Annotated in this window: 15 protein-coding genes and 1 tRNA gene; 10 read left to right on the top strand and 6 right to left on the bottom strand. The window is 69.4% G+C overall.

Going from position 1 to position 14,540, the window contains the following annotated elements; genetic code table 11:
- The first annotated feature begins 12 nt into the window (after nucleotides 1–12).
- From KZC52_RS02775 to KZC52_RS02740, 8 genes are all read left to right on the top strand, one after another.
- Nucleotides 13–86: transfer RNA gene (locus tag KZC52_RS02775), tRNA-Ile, on the top strand.
- A gap of 38 nt (nucleotides 87–124) precedes the next feature.
- Nucleotides 125–1,138: a mevalonate kinase gene (gene mvk, locus KZC52_RS02770; protein WP_247622540.1), complete on the top strand. Its 1,014-nt coding sequence runs from the start codon at nucleotides 125–127 to the stop codon at nucleotides 1,136–1,138.
- The gene (gene mvaD, locus KZC52_RS02765) at nucleotides 1,135–2,088 is read left to right on the top strand and encodes a diphosphomevalonate decarboxylase (protein WP_247622539.1); all 954 of its coding nucleotides are present in this window, start codon (nucleotides 1,135–1,137) and stop codon (nucleotides 2,086–2,088) included. The genes mvk and mvaD overlap by 4 nt, the downstream gene beginning before the upstream one ends.
- Nucleotides 2,085–3,188 carry a phosphomevalonate kinase gene (locus KZC52_RS02760; protein ID WP_247622538.1) on the top strand — a complete coding sequence of 368 codons (1,104 nt, stop codon included), beginning with the start codon at nucleotides 2,085–2,087 and terminating at the stop codon, nucleotides 3,186–3,188. The genes mvaD and KZC52_RS02760 overlap by 4 nt, the downstream gene beginning before the upstream one ends.
- Complete coding sequence (gene fni / locus KZC52_RS02755) at nucleotides 3,178–4,239, top strand: type 2 isopentenyl-diphosphate Delta-isomerase (protein ID WP_247622537.1); 1,062 nt, start codon at nucleotides 3,178–3,180, stop codon at nucleotides 4,237–4,239. Before KZC52_RS02760 ends, fni begins: the two co-directional genes overlap by 11 nt.
- Before the next feature lie 14 nt (nucleotides 4,240–4,253).
- Entirely contained in the window at nucleotides 4,254–5,303 is a 1,050-nt protein-coding gene (locus KZC52_RS02750) for a hydroxymethylglutaryl-coenzyme A reductase family protein (protein WP_247622536.1), read from the top strand.
- On the top strand, nucleotides 5,300–6,460 hold the full coding sequence (locus KZC52_RS02745; protein ID WP_247622535.1) for a hydroxymethylglutaryl-CoA synthase: 1,161 nt from the start codon (nucleotides 5,300–5,302) through the stop codon (nucleotides 6,458–6,460). The genes KZC52_RS02750 and KZC52_RS02745 overlap by 4 nt, the downstream gene beginning before the upstream one ends.
- A 15-nt stretch (nucleotides 6,461–6,475) precedes the next feature.
- Entirely contained in the window at nucleotides 6,476–7,324 is an 849-nt protein-coding gene (locus KZC52_RS02740) for a transposase (RefSeq protein ID WP_247622534.1), read from the top strand.
- Nucleotides 7,325–7,492: 168 nt separating this feature from the next.
- Here the strand turns inward: KZC52_RS02740 and KZC52_RS02735 are convergent, their stop codons facing one another.
- The 4 genes from KZC52_RS02735 to KZC52_RS17515 all read right to left on the bottom strand — a co-directional run bounded on the left by KZC52_RS02735 (nucleotide 7,493) and on the right by KZC52_RS17515 (nucleotide 11,171).
- Nucleotides 7,493–9,169 (bottom strand): MDR family MFS transporter, encoded by a 1,677-nt coding sequence (locus KZC52_RS02735; protein ID WP_247622533.1) that lies wholly within the window; start codon nucleotides 9,167–9,169, stop codon nucleotides 7,493–7,495.
- On the bottom strand, nucleotides 9,170–9,775 hold the full coding sequence (locus KZC52_RS02730; RefSeq protein ID WP_247622532.1) for a TetR/AcrR family transcriptional regulator: 606 nt from the start codon (nucleotides 9,773–9,775) through the stop codon (nucleotides 9,170–9,172).
- A 52-nt stretch (nucleotides 9,776–9,827) separates the two neighbouring features.
- Nucleotides 9,828–10,160, bottom strand: coding sequence for a DUF7882 family protein (locus KZC52_RS02725; RefSeq protein ID WP_247622531.1), 333 nt, complete (start codon nucleotides 10,158–10,160; stop codon nucleotides 9,828–9,830).
- A gap of 84 nt (nucleotides 10,161–10,244) precedes the next feature.
- Entirely contained in the window at nucleotides 10,245–11,171 is a 927-nt protein-coding gene (locus tag KZC52_RS17515; protein WP_247622530.1) for a helix-turn-helix transcriptional regulator, read from the bottom strand.
- Nucleotides 11,172–11,335: 164 nt separating this feature from the next.
- Between KZC52_RS17515 and KZC52_RS02715 the strand changes: the two genes are divergently transcribed.
- The gene (locus tag KZC52_RS02715; RefSeq protein ID WP_247622529.1) at nucleotides 11,336–12,340 is read left to right on the top strand and encodes a YihY/virulence factor BrkB family protein; all 1,005 of its coding nucleotides are present in this window, start codon (nucleotides 11,336–11,338) and stop codon (nucleotides 12,338–12,340) included.
- 11 nt (nucleotides 12,341–12,351) lie between these two features.
- Here the strand turns inward: KZC52_RS02715 and KZC52_RS02710 are convergent, their stop codons facing one another.
- On the bottom strand, nucleotides 12,352–13,089 hold the full coding sequence (locus KZC52_RS02710) for an exonuclease domain-containing protein (protein WP_247622528.1): 738 nt from the start codon (nucleotides 13,087–13,089) through the stop codon (nucleotides 12,352–12,354).
- Nucleotides 13,090–13,155: 66 nt separating this feature from the next.
- Here KZC52_RS02710 and KZC52_RS02705 point away from each other — a divergent pair, with 66 nt between their 5' ends.
- Complete coding sequence (locus tag KZC52_RS02705; protein WP_247622527.1) at nucleotides 13,156–14,055, top strand: alpha/beta fold hydrolase; 900 nt, start codon at nucleotides 13,156–13,158, stop codon at nucleotides 14,053–14,055.
- Here KZC52_RS02705 and KZC52_RS02700 read toward each other — a convergent pair.
- Nucleotides 14,015–14,500, bottom strand: a complete 486-nt coding sequence (locus KZC52_RS02700) for an Lrp/AsnC family transcriptional regulator (protein ID WP_247622526.1) — start codon at nucleotides 14,498–14,500, stop codon at nucleotides 14,015–14,017. The genes KZC52_RS02705 and KZC52_RS02700 overlap by 41 nt on opposite strands.
- Nucleotides 14,501–14,540: the final 40 nt, after the last annotated feature.

Below are 14,540 nucleotides of genomic sequence, written 5' to 3'. Positions count from 1 at the left end.
CTGGACGTACACGGGGCGGTGGCCAAGCTGGTCAAGGCAGCGGGCTCATAACCCGACGATCGTGGGTTCAAGTCCCACCCGCCCTACCGTGCCGTGACAGTGGATTAGGCTTGCCTTAGTAAAGATGAGAATCACGGCTTCCGACGACAGCAGAACACCGGGCGAATCCTTCGCCGCTCCGCAGAGGGGCGCGCACGACAGCGACCCGGTGATCGGCGTAGGGACCGCGTCGGGCAAGGCGATCCTCTTCGGGGAGCACGCCGTCGTCTACGGGCACCCCGCGATCGCCCTTCCGCTGCGCGATCTTCGCGTTCGTGCCGAGGCGGAGCCGCTGCCTGAGCGCCGTCTTCTGCACAGCGCGCTCTACACCGGTGACCTCGGTCGGGTTCCCGACCGCCTCGCCTCCACCGCTCGCGCGGTCGAGGCGACGATGAGCGCGGTCGGCGCCGACCGCTCCGGGGTACGGGTGCACGTCGAGAGCGACCTGCCCGCGGAACGCGGTGTGGGATCGAGCGCCGCAGTGTCGGCGGCCATCGTGCAGGCCGTCGCCGCCGCCTTCGGTCACGAACTCGATCCCACCGAACGTCATCATCTGATCCAGATCGCGGAACGCGCCGCGCACACGTCGCCCAGCGGGCTCGACGCACGCACGGTCGTCTCCGACCGGCCGGTGTGGTTCCAGGACAGCAGCGCGCACGATCTCGAGGTCGCGGGTCCCCTGTCGTTCGTGATCGCAGACTCCGGAGTGCGGGGACGCACGCGCGAGGCCGTCGCCGCCGTCCGCGCGCTGCGCGACGCCGATCCGATCGCCGTGGAGCGGCGGCTCGATCGGCTCGGAGCGCTCGCCCGCGAGGGTCGGGCGGCGCTGGCATCCCCGAGGCCGGAGGAGATCGGCGTCCGAATGGACGAGGCGCATGCGCTGCTCGGGGAGCTGGGAGTCGGAGATCCCGCGCTCGACCGGCTCGCCGGCATCGCCCGCACGGGCGGCGCGCTCGGAGCCAAGCTCACCGGAGGCGGTCGGGGAGGATGCGTGCTCGTGCTGGCGCGTGATCCCGATCATGCGACGGAGCTCGCGCACGACCTTCGCGGACGAGGCGCCGCCGCCACCTGGACCACCGAACTGAGAGGAACGCGATGACCGCCGTCACGGCCCGCGCCCACCCGAACATCGCCCTCGTCAAGTACTGGGGAAAAGCGGACACGGCGTTGAACCTGCCCGCGACGGGCAGCCTCTCGATGACGCTGGACGTGTTCCCCACGACCACGACCGTGACGCTCGCGCCGGATGCCGCGCACGACGAGGTCGTGCTCAACGGAGCGGTCCGTGAGGGAGTGGTCCGTGATCGTGTCGTGCGCTTCCTCGACATCGTGCGGGAGATGGCCGGGTCCCGGACCGCGGCCGTGGTCGATTCCGTGAATACGGTGCCCTCCGCCGCTGGTCTCGCCTCCTCCGCGTCGGGGTTCGCCGCCCTCGCCGCGGCGGCGTCGCGTGCGTACGGCCTCGACCTCGACCGAACGGCGCTCAGCCGTCTCGCCCGCCGCGGGTCCGGATCTGCGGCGCGATCGGTGATCCCGGGGTTCGCGGTGTGGCACGCAGGCAGTGATGAGGAGTCCTTCGCCGAGCCGCTCGACGCCCCCGATCTCGCGATGGTGATCGCGATCGTGAATTCCGAGGAGAAAGCCGTCTCGAGCCGCGACGCCATGAAGCGGACGGCGCTCACGTCGCCGTTCTACCCCGCGTGGGTCTCGTCGACGACGGAGACGCTGTCGGCCGCGGTGCAGGCCAGCCGTGACGGCGACGTCGAGCGCCTCGGGCGGATCACCGAGACGAACGCGCTCCGCATGCACGCGGTCATCCAGTCGTGCGATCCGCCCGTGCGGTACCTGTCGCCGGTGAGCGTCGCCCTCTTCGACCTCGCGGAGTCGCTCCGAGCCGACGGTCTTCCGGTCTACGCGACCGCCGATGCAGGGCCCAACGTCGTGTTCCTGTGCCGGCCGCAGGACGCGGATGCCGTGGCCGCGGCGGTCCGTCCGCTCGCGGAGACCATGATCGCGCGTCCGGGGCCCGGAGTGGAGGTGCTCGCATGAGTCCGGTCATCACGGTCCGCGCACCGGGCAAGCTGTTCATCGCGGGGGAGTACGCGGTCGTCTCCCCGGGCGAGCCCTCCGTGCTCGTCGCCGTCGACCGGTACGTGTCGGTCTCGGTGTCGGAGAGCGTCGGAGCCGGGAGCATCCACTCGCCCGAGTACGGGCGTTCGCCGCTGCTGTGGACCCGCAGTGCCGACGGACTGCGCATCGATCCGGAGCACCACCCCTACGACTACGTGCTGGCGGCGATCACGATCGTCGAGAGGCTCCGCGCCGACCTGCGGGTCGCCCCGCGCTTCTTCGATCTGCGGATCGAGAGCGGTCTCGACGACGTCAGCGGACGCAAGTTCGGCCTGGGCTCCTCGGCGGCGGTCACGGTGGCGACCGTGCGCGCACTCGACGAGTTCTACGGGCTGGGCCTGGATCGCCTGACGGCGTTCAAGCTGTCGATGCTCGCGACGATCCGGGTCAACCCCAGCGCATCGGGGGGCGACCTGGCAGCGAGCGCCTTCGGCGGATGGATCGGCTATCGCGCGCCCGACCGGGATCTCCTCGGAGAGAGATCCGAGAACGGACCGATCGCACCGCTGCTCGCGGACGAGAACCTCTGGGCGGGCCTCCAGATCGTGCGTCTGCATCCGCCGGAGCAGCTGCGGTTCGTCGTGGGCTGGACCGGTGAACCCGCGTCGACGGCGCGACTCGTCGACGAACTCGGCCGCCGAACGCTGGCGGGAGCGGTCGATCACCCCGCATTCCTGCTCGACTCGCGCGCGTGCGTGTCGGCCCTGTGGGAGTCGCTCTCGCGCGGCGACGACGCGGCGACCCTCGACGGCATCCGGGAAGCCCGACGACTGTTGCAGCGCCTCGGCGCCCAGGCCGGTCTGCCGATCGAGACCGCGCAGCTCGCAGTGCTGTGCGATATCGCCGAGGCGGCGGGGGCGGCCGCGAAGCCCTCCGGCGCGGGCGGCGGCGACTGCGGCATCGTGCTCGCTCCCGTGCACACCGATCTCGCCGACATCTTCCGCGAGTGGGAGCACCACGACGTGCGTCACCTCACGATCGGCGTGCACCCGCCCGAGGGGGTGCTCGATGTCCTCTGAGCGCAAGGACGATCACGTGCGGCTCGCCGCAGCCCAGCAGGGCGAAGCGCGCATCGCATCGAACGGCTTCGACGACGTCGCGTTCGTGCATCACGCCCTCGCGGGGATCGACGCCGAGCGCGTCAGCCTCGCGGGTGACCTGCTGGGAGCACGCTGGAGCGTGCCTCTCTACGTCAACGCGATGACCGGCGGAAGCGAGAGCACCGGACGCATCAACCGCGACCTCGCGATCGCCGCGCGGGAGGCGGGAGTGCCGCTGGCTTCGGGATCGATGAGCGTCGCGCTGGAGAATCCCTCTCTCGCTTCCACGTTCCGTGTGCTCCGCGAAGAGCATCCCGACGGGTTCCTCTTCGCCAATCTGGGTGTCGAACGCACGCCGGACGACGCGCGCCGAGCCATCGATCTGATCGAGGCGAACGCGTTGCAGGTGCACGTCAACAGCGTGCAGGAGACGGTCATGCCCGAGGGACGCCGCGCGTTCTCGTCGTGGCAGCGGTCGCTCGAGTCGCTGGTGGCGGCCGTCGACGTGCCGGTGGTCGTGAAGGAGGTCGGTTTCGGGCTGAGCGCCCGCACGCTCGCCCTCCTCGCCGATCTCGGCGTCGCCGCCGCAGACGTGTCCGGTCGCGGAGGAACGGACTTCGTCCGTGTCGAGAACGCCCGCCGCGGGGGAGAGGGCTACGCCTACCTGGCGGGATGGGGGCAGTCGGCCGTCGAGTGCCTGATCGACGCCCCGGCATCCGCCCCGGTCCTCCTCGCCTCCGGCGGCGTGCGCACTCCGCTCGATGCCGTGCGCGCCCTGGCGCTCGGCGCACGGGCGGTGGGCGTCTCCGGCCCGTTCCTCAAGACGGTGCTCGACGGCGGTCCCGAGGCGCTCGCCTCGCGCCTCGTGGAATGGACCACGCATCTCACAGCGCTCTCGGCGCTCCTCGGCGCCGCAGCGACCTCCGACCTGGTGTGCACCGATCTCGTCGTCACCGGCGACACCGCAGACTTCTGCCGCGCGCGGGGCATCGACCTCGCGGCCCTCTCGCGGCGCTCCGACGCACGATGACCGAAAGGCTCCCCATGTCCGACGCCCTGTTCACCCCCATCCCCACGCGCTGGGTCGGTCCGCTGCTGCTCAGCGGCGAGGTCGAGGGCGAGCAGTCCGTGCCGCTCGCGACCTACGAGTCGCCGCTGTGGCCGTCGGTGGGGCGGGGTGCCCGGGTATCGCGGCTCGTCGCCGGCGGCATCCGCGCCACCGTGGTGGACGAGCGGATGACGCGATCCTCGCTGTTCGTCGCGCCATCGGCGGCCGATGCGGTCGCTGCAGCCCGCAGCATCGAGGCGCGCCGAGACGAGCTCGGAGCGGTCGTCTCGGAGCGCAGCCGTCATGCGCGGCTCATCGACCTCGACACCGAGATCGTCGGACACCTGCTGTTCGTGCGGTTCGCGCTGACGACCGGAGACGCGTCCGGCCACAACATGGTGACTCTGGCAGCCGAGGGGCTCATGGAACGGGTTCTCGCCTGGCACCCCGAGTTGGAGTACGGCTCGATCTCGGGCAACTACTGCTCCGACAAGAAGGCCACCGCGGTGAACGGCATCCTCGGTCGGGGGCGCAGCGTGATCGCCGAGATCCTCATCCCCGCCGACATCGTCGAGCAGCAGCTGCGTTCGACGGCCCGTCGCATCGTCGAACTGAACGTGCGCAAGAACCTCGTGGGTTCCACGATCGCCGGGGCGCTGCGTTCCGCGAACGCGCACTACGCGAACATGCTCCTCGCGTTCTACCTCGCCACGGGGCAGGACGCGGCGAACATCGTCGAGGGCTCGCAGGGCATCACCTATGCGGAGGAGCGCGGAGACGGCGACCTGCTCTTCTCCTGCACGCTGCCGAACCTCATCGTCGGCACCGTCGGCAACGGCAAGGACCTCCCGGCCGTGGAGGACGCGCTCGAGCGTCTCGGCTGCCGCGAGGAGCGCGCGCCGGGAGGCAACGCCCGCCGCCTCGCCTCGCTCATCGCCGCGACGGTGCTGTGCGGCGAGCTGTCGTTGCTCGCGGCCCAGACCAACCAGGGAGAACTCATGGCCTCGCATCTGTTGCTCGAGCGTCGTCAGGGAGGTGCGAAGTGACCGTCGTCGGCATCCACGACCTGTCCATCGCCACCGCGAGCCGCGTTCTCGATCTCGCCCTCCTCGCGGAGCGCGCCGGCATCGATCCCGACAAGTATCGGATCGGCCTCGGTCAGGATCAGATGAGCGTCCCCGCCCCCGATGAGGACATCGTCACGATGGCGGCCGCGGCCGCGCTGCCCATCGTCGAGCGCCACGGAGCCACCGGCATCCGCACCGTGCTCTTCGCGACCGAGTCGGGCGTCGATCAGTCGAAGTCGGCGGCGGTGTTCGTGCACGAACTCCTCGGGCTGGATCCCGCGACCCGCGTCGTCGAGCTCAAGCAGGCCTGCTACTCCGCCACGGCCGCTCTGCAGTTCGCCCTCGGGATCGTCGCGCGCCAACCGAAGGAGTCGGTGCTCGTGATCGCGGCGGACGTCGCCCGATACGCGGTCGACACCGCCGCGGAGCCCACGCAGGGCGCCGGTGCAGTTGCGATGCTCGTCACGCAGGATCCCGCGATCGCCGAGGTCGAGCCGGCCACCGGCATCCACACCGCCGATGTCGACGACTTCTGGCGACCGAACGACAGTGACACGGCCGTCGTGAACGGCAAGCTCTCGATCGACGCCTATCTCGACGCCTTCGTCGGGGCATGGGACGACTATCGGGCGCGCGGGGGCGCGGCGATCGAGTCGATCGACTACTTCTGCCACCACCAGCCGTTCACGCGGATGGCGGTGAAGGCGCACCAGCGCCTGGCGGTGCACACCGGCGCCGCGCTGACGCCCGCTCAGATGGAGTCGACCACTCGGTACAACCGTCGGTTGGGCAACTCGTACACGGCATCCCTCTACTTCGCTCTCGCCGCCCTTCTCGACGGTGAAGACGACCTGACCGATCGGCGCGTCGGGATGTACAGCTACGGCTCGGGCAGCATCGGCGAGTTCTTCTCGCTGCGAATTCGTCCCGGCTACCGCACGGCACTCCGTACCGAGGCGACGAAGCGCATCCTCGATTCCCGGGAGCCGCTCGACGTCGATGCGTATCGGGCGCTGCACGCCGCGCACTCGGCGTCGAGCGAGGTCGACCGTGAGATCGCGCCGACATCGCCGGCGCCGTTCCACTTCATCGGGGTTCAGGGGCGCGCGCGCCGGTACGCCCGCACTGACGAATGAGGTAGCGTTCGGAGCATGACGGCCGGCGACGAGCTGACGACGATCGCGACCGAGCTGTACGTGCGTCCACTCGGCGAGTTCGTGAGCGCCCGTCGTGCGAGCGCGAAACAGGCCTCCGACCGCGGGCTCGCGGCGGAGATCGCGACGCTGCGCAAGCCGTCGATCGCCGCCTGGGTGGTGAACGTCTTCGCGCAGGAACGCGCTGCGGAGCTGGGTGAGGCGCTGCGACTCGCTCGCGAGCTCCGTGAAGCTCAGGACGATCTCGATGCGCCGGCACTGGCTCGGCTCGGTCGCGAGCGCCGGGCGCTGACACGCAGGCTCGCTGAACAGGCCCGCGACCTCGCGATCGCCCGCGGCGAGAAGGTCACTCCGGGCACGTTTGATGCCGTGCAGCAGACGATCGGCGCGGCGTTCTTCGACGAGGCGGCATCGATCGCCGTCGCATCCGGACGCCTCATCCGGGAGATCGACCCCTCCGAGAGCGTGGCGCTCGGCGACGTCGTGGCCGGGGGACCGGTTCGCGGAGAAGAGGCCGCTCCCCAGCACCGGGTGGACGAGCTGGCGGAGCGGCGTCGCAAACGTCAGGCCGAGCGTGCCGTGCGCGATGCCGAGGATGCCGTCGCGTCCGCCGAACGCGCGCGGGCCGCGGCGGAGAGCGCGGGCCGCGACGCCGACCGTCGCATCGACGAGGCGAGCGCCCACGTCGTCGCTCTCGAGCGGGAGCTGGCGCGCACCCGCGTCGAGTTGGACGGTGCGCGGCAGGACGCCGACGCGGCGAGATCGCGCGTGGCCACGGCGACGGAGGCCGTCCAGGTCGCCTCCGATGCCCTCGATCGGGCGCGCGCGAACCTGGACTCCGTATGAACAGATGACTGTATGCGAAGGAATTGAGTCTGATATCAGTATTCCGGTGGCGCTGAACCGTTCCGTTCCCAGCTCCTGCCCCTCGGCACACCGCTGCAGGTGCGCTGAGTCCGATGTCACCGCAGACGGAAGGCCCCGGGCGCGCATGCGCCGGGGCCTTCCGTCTGATCACCGGGAGGAACGCCTCGTCTCGGCATCCGATCCGGACGGGGCGTCCGGGGCATCGCCGTGGGCGCCCGGCGTCGGCCGCGCACGCAGCTCGGCCTCGAGCTTCTCGGCTTCCTCGCCCGTGATGGCCTCTCCCCGCGCGACGAGTCCTGCCTGATCCGACAGGGGGATCTGCTTGAGGAACAGCGAGAGCACGAGCGCGAGCACGATGAACGGCACGAGGTACCAGAACACCGGAGCGAGGGCGTCGGCGTACGCGGTGACGATTCCGTCGCGCACCTCGTCGGGCAGTGAGTTGAGGGTGGCCGGGTCGATCGTCGCGGCGGATTGCGCGGCGTCGGAGGACGACGCTCCGGCATCCGTGAACACGCCGAGCAGGTTCTCGGTGAGACGGGTGGTGAAGATCGTGCCGAACACCGCCGTCCCGAGAGAAGCCCCCACCTCGCGGAAGTAGTTGTTCGTGCTCGTCGCGGTACCGATCTCACCAGCCGGAACGGCGTTCTGCACGACCAGCACGACGACCTGCATGATGAGGCCGAGTCCGGCGCCGAAGACGAACAGGAACACGCAGATGAGCCAGATGGGCGTCTCGGCCGACAGTGTGGTCATGGCGACCATCGCGATGCCGGTGAGGACCGTTCCCACGATCGGATAGGCCTTGTAGCGACCGGTCTTCGAGATCGCGATGCCCGAGAAGATCGAGGTTCCGATCAGTCCCACCATCATCGGGATCATCAGCAGTCCGGATGCCGCGGCGGAGGTGCCGGAGGACATCTGCAGGAAGGTCGGCACGAAGCCGATCGCGGCGAACATCCCGATGCCGAGAACCAGCCCGATCGCGGTGGCGTTCACGAAGATCGGATTGCGGAACAGGCTCAGCGGGATGATCGGGTCCTGCACGCGGGACTCGGTGATCACGAACGCGGTCGCCGCGACGATCAGTCCCGCGCCCCAGGCCCACGTGGCCATCGAGGACCAGCCGAAGTCCTTGTCGCCACCGAAGTCGGTGAAGAAGATGAGGCAGGTCGTGGCGATCGAGAGGAAGATGACCCCGAACACGTCGATCGGCTTCTCGGCCTTCTTGCTGGGGAGCTTGAGGGCGACGAGGGCGATGATGAACGCGGCGATGCCGACGGGGATGTTGATGTAGAACGCCCACTGCCAGGTCATGTGATCGACGAAGAAGCCGCCGAGCAGCGGCCCGGCCACAGCGGAGAGGCCGAAGACCGCACCCAGGGGGCCCATGTACTTGCCGCGCTCGTTTGCCGGAACGATGTCGGCGATGATCGCCTGCGAGAGGATCATCAATCCGCCGCCGCCGAGGCCCTGCAGCGCGCGGAAGACGACGAACATCCAGAAGTCCGTCGCGAACGCGCAGCCGACCGAGGCGAGGGTGAAGAGCGCGATCGCCACGAGGAACAGGCTCCGTCTGCCGAGCACGTCGCCGAACTTGCCGTAGATCGGCATGACGATGGTGGTCGCGAGGAGATAGGCCGTGGTGATCCACACCTGATGGTCGACGCCGCCGAGTTCGCCGACGATCGTCGGCATCGCGGTCGAGACGATGGTCTGATCGAGGCTGGAGAGCAGCATCCCGGCGATCAGGGCGCTGAAGATGATCCAGATGCGGCGCTTGGTGAGCAGGAAGGGCGCATCTGCCGTGGCGGTGGTGGACATTCAGTGGTCTTTCTGTGCGGAGGTGAAGAGGTCGCGGGCGATGTCGAGGCGTTCGGCGACGAGTCGGCCGAACGGGATGGGGGACTGGTGATCCAGGATCTGAGCGACGGCCAGGCGGATGCAGGCGCCGACGGTGTGGACGACGACCTCGGCGCGCATCGTCTGATCGGCGCCTTCGCGGCGCACGATGAGGGCGACGTCGCGGCGCTCGTTCTCGGCCAATCGCTCGAACGCGCCCTTCAGCAGTCGCGGTTCGTGCTCGATCACCTGGAGGAGGGCGGGGGCGTCGGACAGCGGGTCGAGCATCTCCCAGCGACGGACCACGACGTCGACGAAGTCGTCGAGCAGGTCACCGCTCTTCGCCACGAACTCGTCGTCGAGCTCGACGAGGCGCGGATCGATTTCGGTGTATCCGAAGACCGCGTTGTCCTTGCTCTCGAAGTAGTTGAAGAACGTGCGGCGGGAGACCCCCGCCTCGGCGCAGACCTCTTCGACGGTGAACCCGGCGAAGCCGCGCTCGATCGTCAGGCGTCGAGCCGTGTCGGTGAGTGCGCGGATGGTCTCGCGCTTGCGAACATCGCGGAGCGAAGGTGCATTGTTCTCCATAGAGTGCAAGTTTGCACTTCAAACCTTGGAGTGCACTGAATGGAGGGGCGGGTCAGCCGCGCGAGGCCTCCAGAGGCGCATCGGAACTGATCTGCTCATCGATCAGAGCGATCCCGCCGGTCGAGTTCGCAGAATGGGCGAGCGCCTCGATCCACTGGCGGCTCAGTTCCGGCGGCTCCGCCTCATCGAAGACGAAGCGGAGGGGAATGGAGGGGTGCAACCAGATCGTCGATCGGCCAACGGCATCCGTCTCCGGGTGCTTCCACGACAGCGTGAAGCTCTCGTTGCGCCGGAGCTTGGTCGAGATCACGACCTTCAGGTGCGCGAGTGCGCGATCCTCGATGCCGATCGGTTCGGCGCTATCGCCGTAGTAGAGACTGCCCACAATCGGACTCTACGGTGCCCCGCGACGCTCGGTCTCCCGCACGGAACGACGCGCCGCTGACGCGAAACGTCCGTGCGCCCGATGTCATCTGCGCGCCTGCGCCGCGGTGGCCGACGGCGCCACCCCGTACTCCGAACGGTATGACGCGGCGAAGCGCGACGGGTGGCTGAAACCCCAGCGTCGTGCGACCACCGCGATCGAACCATGGCCCCCGTCGGAGAGGTCGCGATGCGCGCCCGCCAGACGCGCGCGGCGCAGGTACTCGGCCGGAGTCGAGTCCAGCGCCCGGCGGAAGGCGTACTGCAGGCCGCGTGTCGAGATGAACGCGGCAGCGGCGACGTCGTCGATCGTGATCGGGCGGTGCGCGTTCTCGTCGATGAACACGAGTGCTCGTCGCACGGCGATCGGAGCGGCCCCGCGCTGAGCCGCGCGCGACATCGAATCGTGGATGCTGGTGGGGAAGACCGACAACGTGACCGCCAGCGCATGGCGCTCGAGCTCGGCGCGCAGGATGCCGTCGGCGGCGGTCTCGGCGACCGCATCCTCGAGATACGCGACCGTGCGCTCCCAGTGGCGTCCGGATTCCTCGTCGCGCGGGGCGAGGCCGGACGATCGGAGTGTGAGTCTGTCGTCTCCGGTGATCTGGCGTACGCGTGCCTGCGCCGCCGCCCGGTCGATCACCAGGGCGCGCACGCGCGCGGTGTGCTCCCAGCGCGCATGCACCTGCGCGCCGTCGGTCAACCACGGCTGGCCGGCGTCGATGGACTCCCTCCCGGAGCCGACCTCGGCGTTGGGCGCGGCGACCCGGCAGACCAGGAGCTCGTTCTCCGGTTGCGCGACGGACTGCACCTCCGCCGCGAGGTCGTACCGCACGAGCGTCAGACTTCCGAGTTCGGCCGACGTCCAGTCGAACATGAAGCGATTCGGATCCACGCGCTGCAAGGAGGCAGAGGGAACGTATTGCCGCCAGGTCTCCTCGACCCGCTCGACCTCGTATGATCTGAACCTCACCGCGTCCCCCTCGTGGCGCCACCGATATATTCCAGTGCGTTCGGATGGTACCGGACGGTGATGCTGCTCATATTCACGGATAGCGGCGGGCGTCACACAGCGTCAACCCCCTTGTTCCCGGGCGCCGTCGTGTGCAAAGTTCGGCACCGACTCTCAGGAGGATGATGGCGACTCAACAGTCGGACGGCCCGCCGGCACCGCACGATCTCGGCGCCAGGTCCTGGCGTTTCGTGGCGCGCGGAACCGCGCGCAAGTTCGCCGACGACGGCGCTGCCGACATCGCGGCGGCGCTGACCTTCCACTCCGTGCTGGCCCTCGTGCCGGCCATGCTCGTCGGCGTCTCGGTCGTCAGCCTCCTCGGAAGCGATTCCACGGCGGTGACGTTCGTTCTCGAGGTCGTGCGCGCCGTCGCGCCCGAGGAGACGGCGATGACGATCGCAGTCGCCGTCGACGGCCTCGCGGACTCCGCTCTCGCGGGCCCCGCGCTGATCATCGGTATGGGACTCACGATCTGGGCCGTCGCCCGATACATCGCCGTCCTCGGCCGCGGGATGAATCGCGTCTACGACGTCGACGAGGGACGCTCGCCATGGGCTCTCAAGTCCATGCAGGTGGCGGTGGCGCTCGTCGTGCTCCTCGCCACGGCGGCTGCGGTGGCCGTCGGCGCCGCGAGTTCGTCCGTCGCCGCGGCCATCGGCGAGCAGCTCGGCGGCGGAGAGGCCGCACTCCTGGTCTGGCGGATCGCGCGCTGGCCGATACTGGTCGTGATCGTGGTCGCCACCGTCGCCTTCCTGTACGACCGTGCGCCGAACATCCGTCATCCGCGATTCCGTTGGCTCAGTTGGGGTGCGGCGCTGGCGATCGTCGTTCTCGCCATCGCCTCTCTCGCGTTCGGTCTGTACGTCTCGAGCATCGTCGACTACGAGCGCGTCTACGGGCAGCTCGCCGGCATCATCGTGCTTCTGCTCTGGCTGTGGATCGCGAACCTCGCTCTCGTTCTCGGAGTGGAGTTCGATGCGTCCCTGGAGCGTGCGCGGGAGCTGAGCGCGGGGATCCCGGCAGAGGCGAGTCCGCGCCTCCCGCTGCGGGATCGATCACGGGTGGTCCGCAAGCAGGCGCGACGGAGCGCCGAGATCGCCGAGGCGCGTCGGCTCCGCGATCGGCCGTGATCGCGCGATCGTCAGAGGAGCGGGTTGGCCGCGTCGACGGCGTGCGGACGCACCGGCCACGTACCGTCGACCGCGTCTTCCGGATCGAGGCGGCCGATGCTGATGAAGTACTCGGTCAGGCTCTCCGCCTGAGCCCGTGCCCACCCGATCTGCCGCGTGTGCAGATCGTCGAGAGTGTCGGGCAGCGAGAACTGTCGCGCGATCGCCTGGGCGACCCGGCCCGCGGCGATGGCGTCGGCCGCGGCCTCGTGTGCGCCGTCGAGGGCCACCGCGTAATGGGCGGCGACGAGGCTGAGAGTGCGCTTGCCCCTGCGGTAGCGATCGACGGCCTTGTCGATCACGAAGGGATCGATGATGGGCGCGGGATCGGACAGCGGGGCCAGTCCGTGTCGGACGGCCTCGTGCGCGAGGAGTGAGAAGTCGTAGGAGGCGTTGTACGCGACGACGGGGATGCCCTGATCGAGGAGCGAACGCAGGGCGATCAGCACCTGGGCGACGACTTCGCGTGCGGGGCGCCCCTCCGCCCGTGCCCGAGCGGTCGTGACGCCATGCACCGCGGTCGCTCCCTCCGGGATATCGACACCGGGGTCGGCGAGCCAGGTACGGGCCACGATCTGGTGGCCCTCGGCGTCGAGCACGCCGACATGCGCGGTGACGATGCGATCGGATGTGACGTCGATCCCCGTCGTCTCCAGGTCGAACACGCCGACACGGCGCAGCCAGGGCGGGAGCGGGAGATCGTCGGCCATGGGCCCACGCTAGATCCGGGCTCGGACATTCGGAGGGAGGCGCTCGGGAATCCGTAGACTCGTGACATGACCGTGCCCTCTCCGTACACTGACCGCCTGGCTCGACTCCCCGTCGAGCGACGGGAGGCAGAAGTGCGCGGTGGCACGACGGCGTACTGGGTGTACGGCCCCGAGGATGCCGAGACCACGATCGTGGCCGTGCACGGCTTCCGCGGAGAGCATCACGGGCTGGAGCCCGTTCTCGCCTTCCTCCCGGAGGCACGCGTGATCGCGCCCGATCTGCCCGGCTTCGGTGAGACGGCTCCGCTTCCCGGACGCACGCACGACCTCGACGAGTACGCGGCGTGGCTCGGCGATTTCGTGGCCGAGGTCGCCCCCGGCGCCGTCATCCTCGGCCATTCGTTCGGGTCGATCGTCACGTCCGCGGCCGTGGCGCGCGGGCTCGTGACGCCCCGCCTGATCCTCCTCAATCCCATCGGGGCGCCGGCGCTGGAAGGCCCCAAGGGTGTGATGACACGGCTCGCCGTGCTGTACTACGCCCTGGGAGCGCGTCTGCCCGAACGCCTCGGAACCGCGCTTCTGCGCAACCGCCTCATCGTGCGGGTGATGAGCATCACGATGGCCAAGACCTCCGACCCCGCTCTGCGCCGATTCATCCACGATCAGCACGACACGTACTTCTCGCGCTTCTCGGATCGCGACGTGCTCCGCGACGCCTTCGTGGCGAGCGTCTCGCACGACGTGCGCGGGTTCGCTCCCGACATCCACGTCCCGACGCTGCTGGTGGCCGCGCAGCGCGACGACATCACGCCGATCGAGGCCGAGCGCACGCTCGCGACGCTCTTCGACGACGCGTCGCTCGTCGAGATCGCCGAGGTCGGTCACCTGATCCACTACGAGACGCCGGCCGAGGCCGCCGGTGCGATCAGACGCTTCCTCCGGATTCCCGTCGCGCGAGGCCGATGAGTCCGGCGACGCGGAACGGGATGACCTCGCCCATCGCGAGAGACGTCTCGGTGCGCTCCACGCCCTCGATCGACAGGATCCGCGCGTCGGTGTCGAAGAGGTGACGCGCGTCGCGGCAGGCGACCCGTGCGAGCAGGTCGATCGAGCCGCTGAGCCCGTGCGCCTGCACGACCTCCGGGATGCGGGCGAGCTCGTTGATGATGCGCGGGAGCTCGGTCTGCCGCACTCCGATGCTGACGAACGCCTGCAGCGGGAAACCCAGCACGTCGGGGGAGAAGGCGCGTTCGTAGGAGAGGAAGATCCCGGTCTGCTCGAGCCGGGTCATGCGCGCCTGGATCGTGTTGCGCGACAGCCGCAGGGTCTCTGCGAGCGCGACGATCGTGACGCGCGGGTCGTCGGCGAGAGCGGCGAGGATCTCGAGGTCGGTGCGGTCCAGTCCTGGCATAGTGCCAAACGATAGCAGGACGGATTCCTCGGATGCTTGG

The sequence above is a fragment of the Microbacterium galbinum genome (genome assembly GCF_023091225.1).
Lineage (GTDB): Bacteria > Actinomycetota > Actinomycetes > Actinomycetales > Microbacteriaceae > Microbacterium > Microbacterium galbinum.
This window is presented reverse-complemented; position numbering and strand designations above follow the sequence as displayed.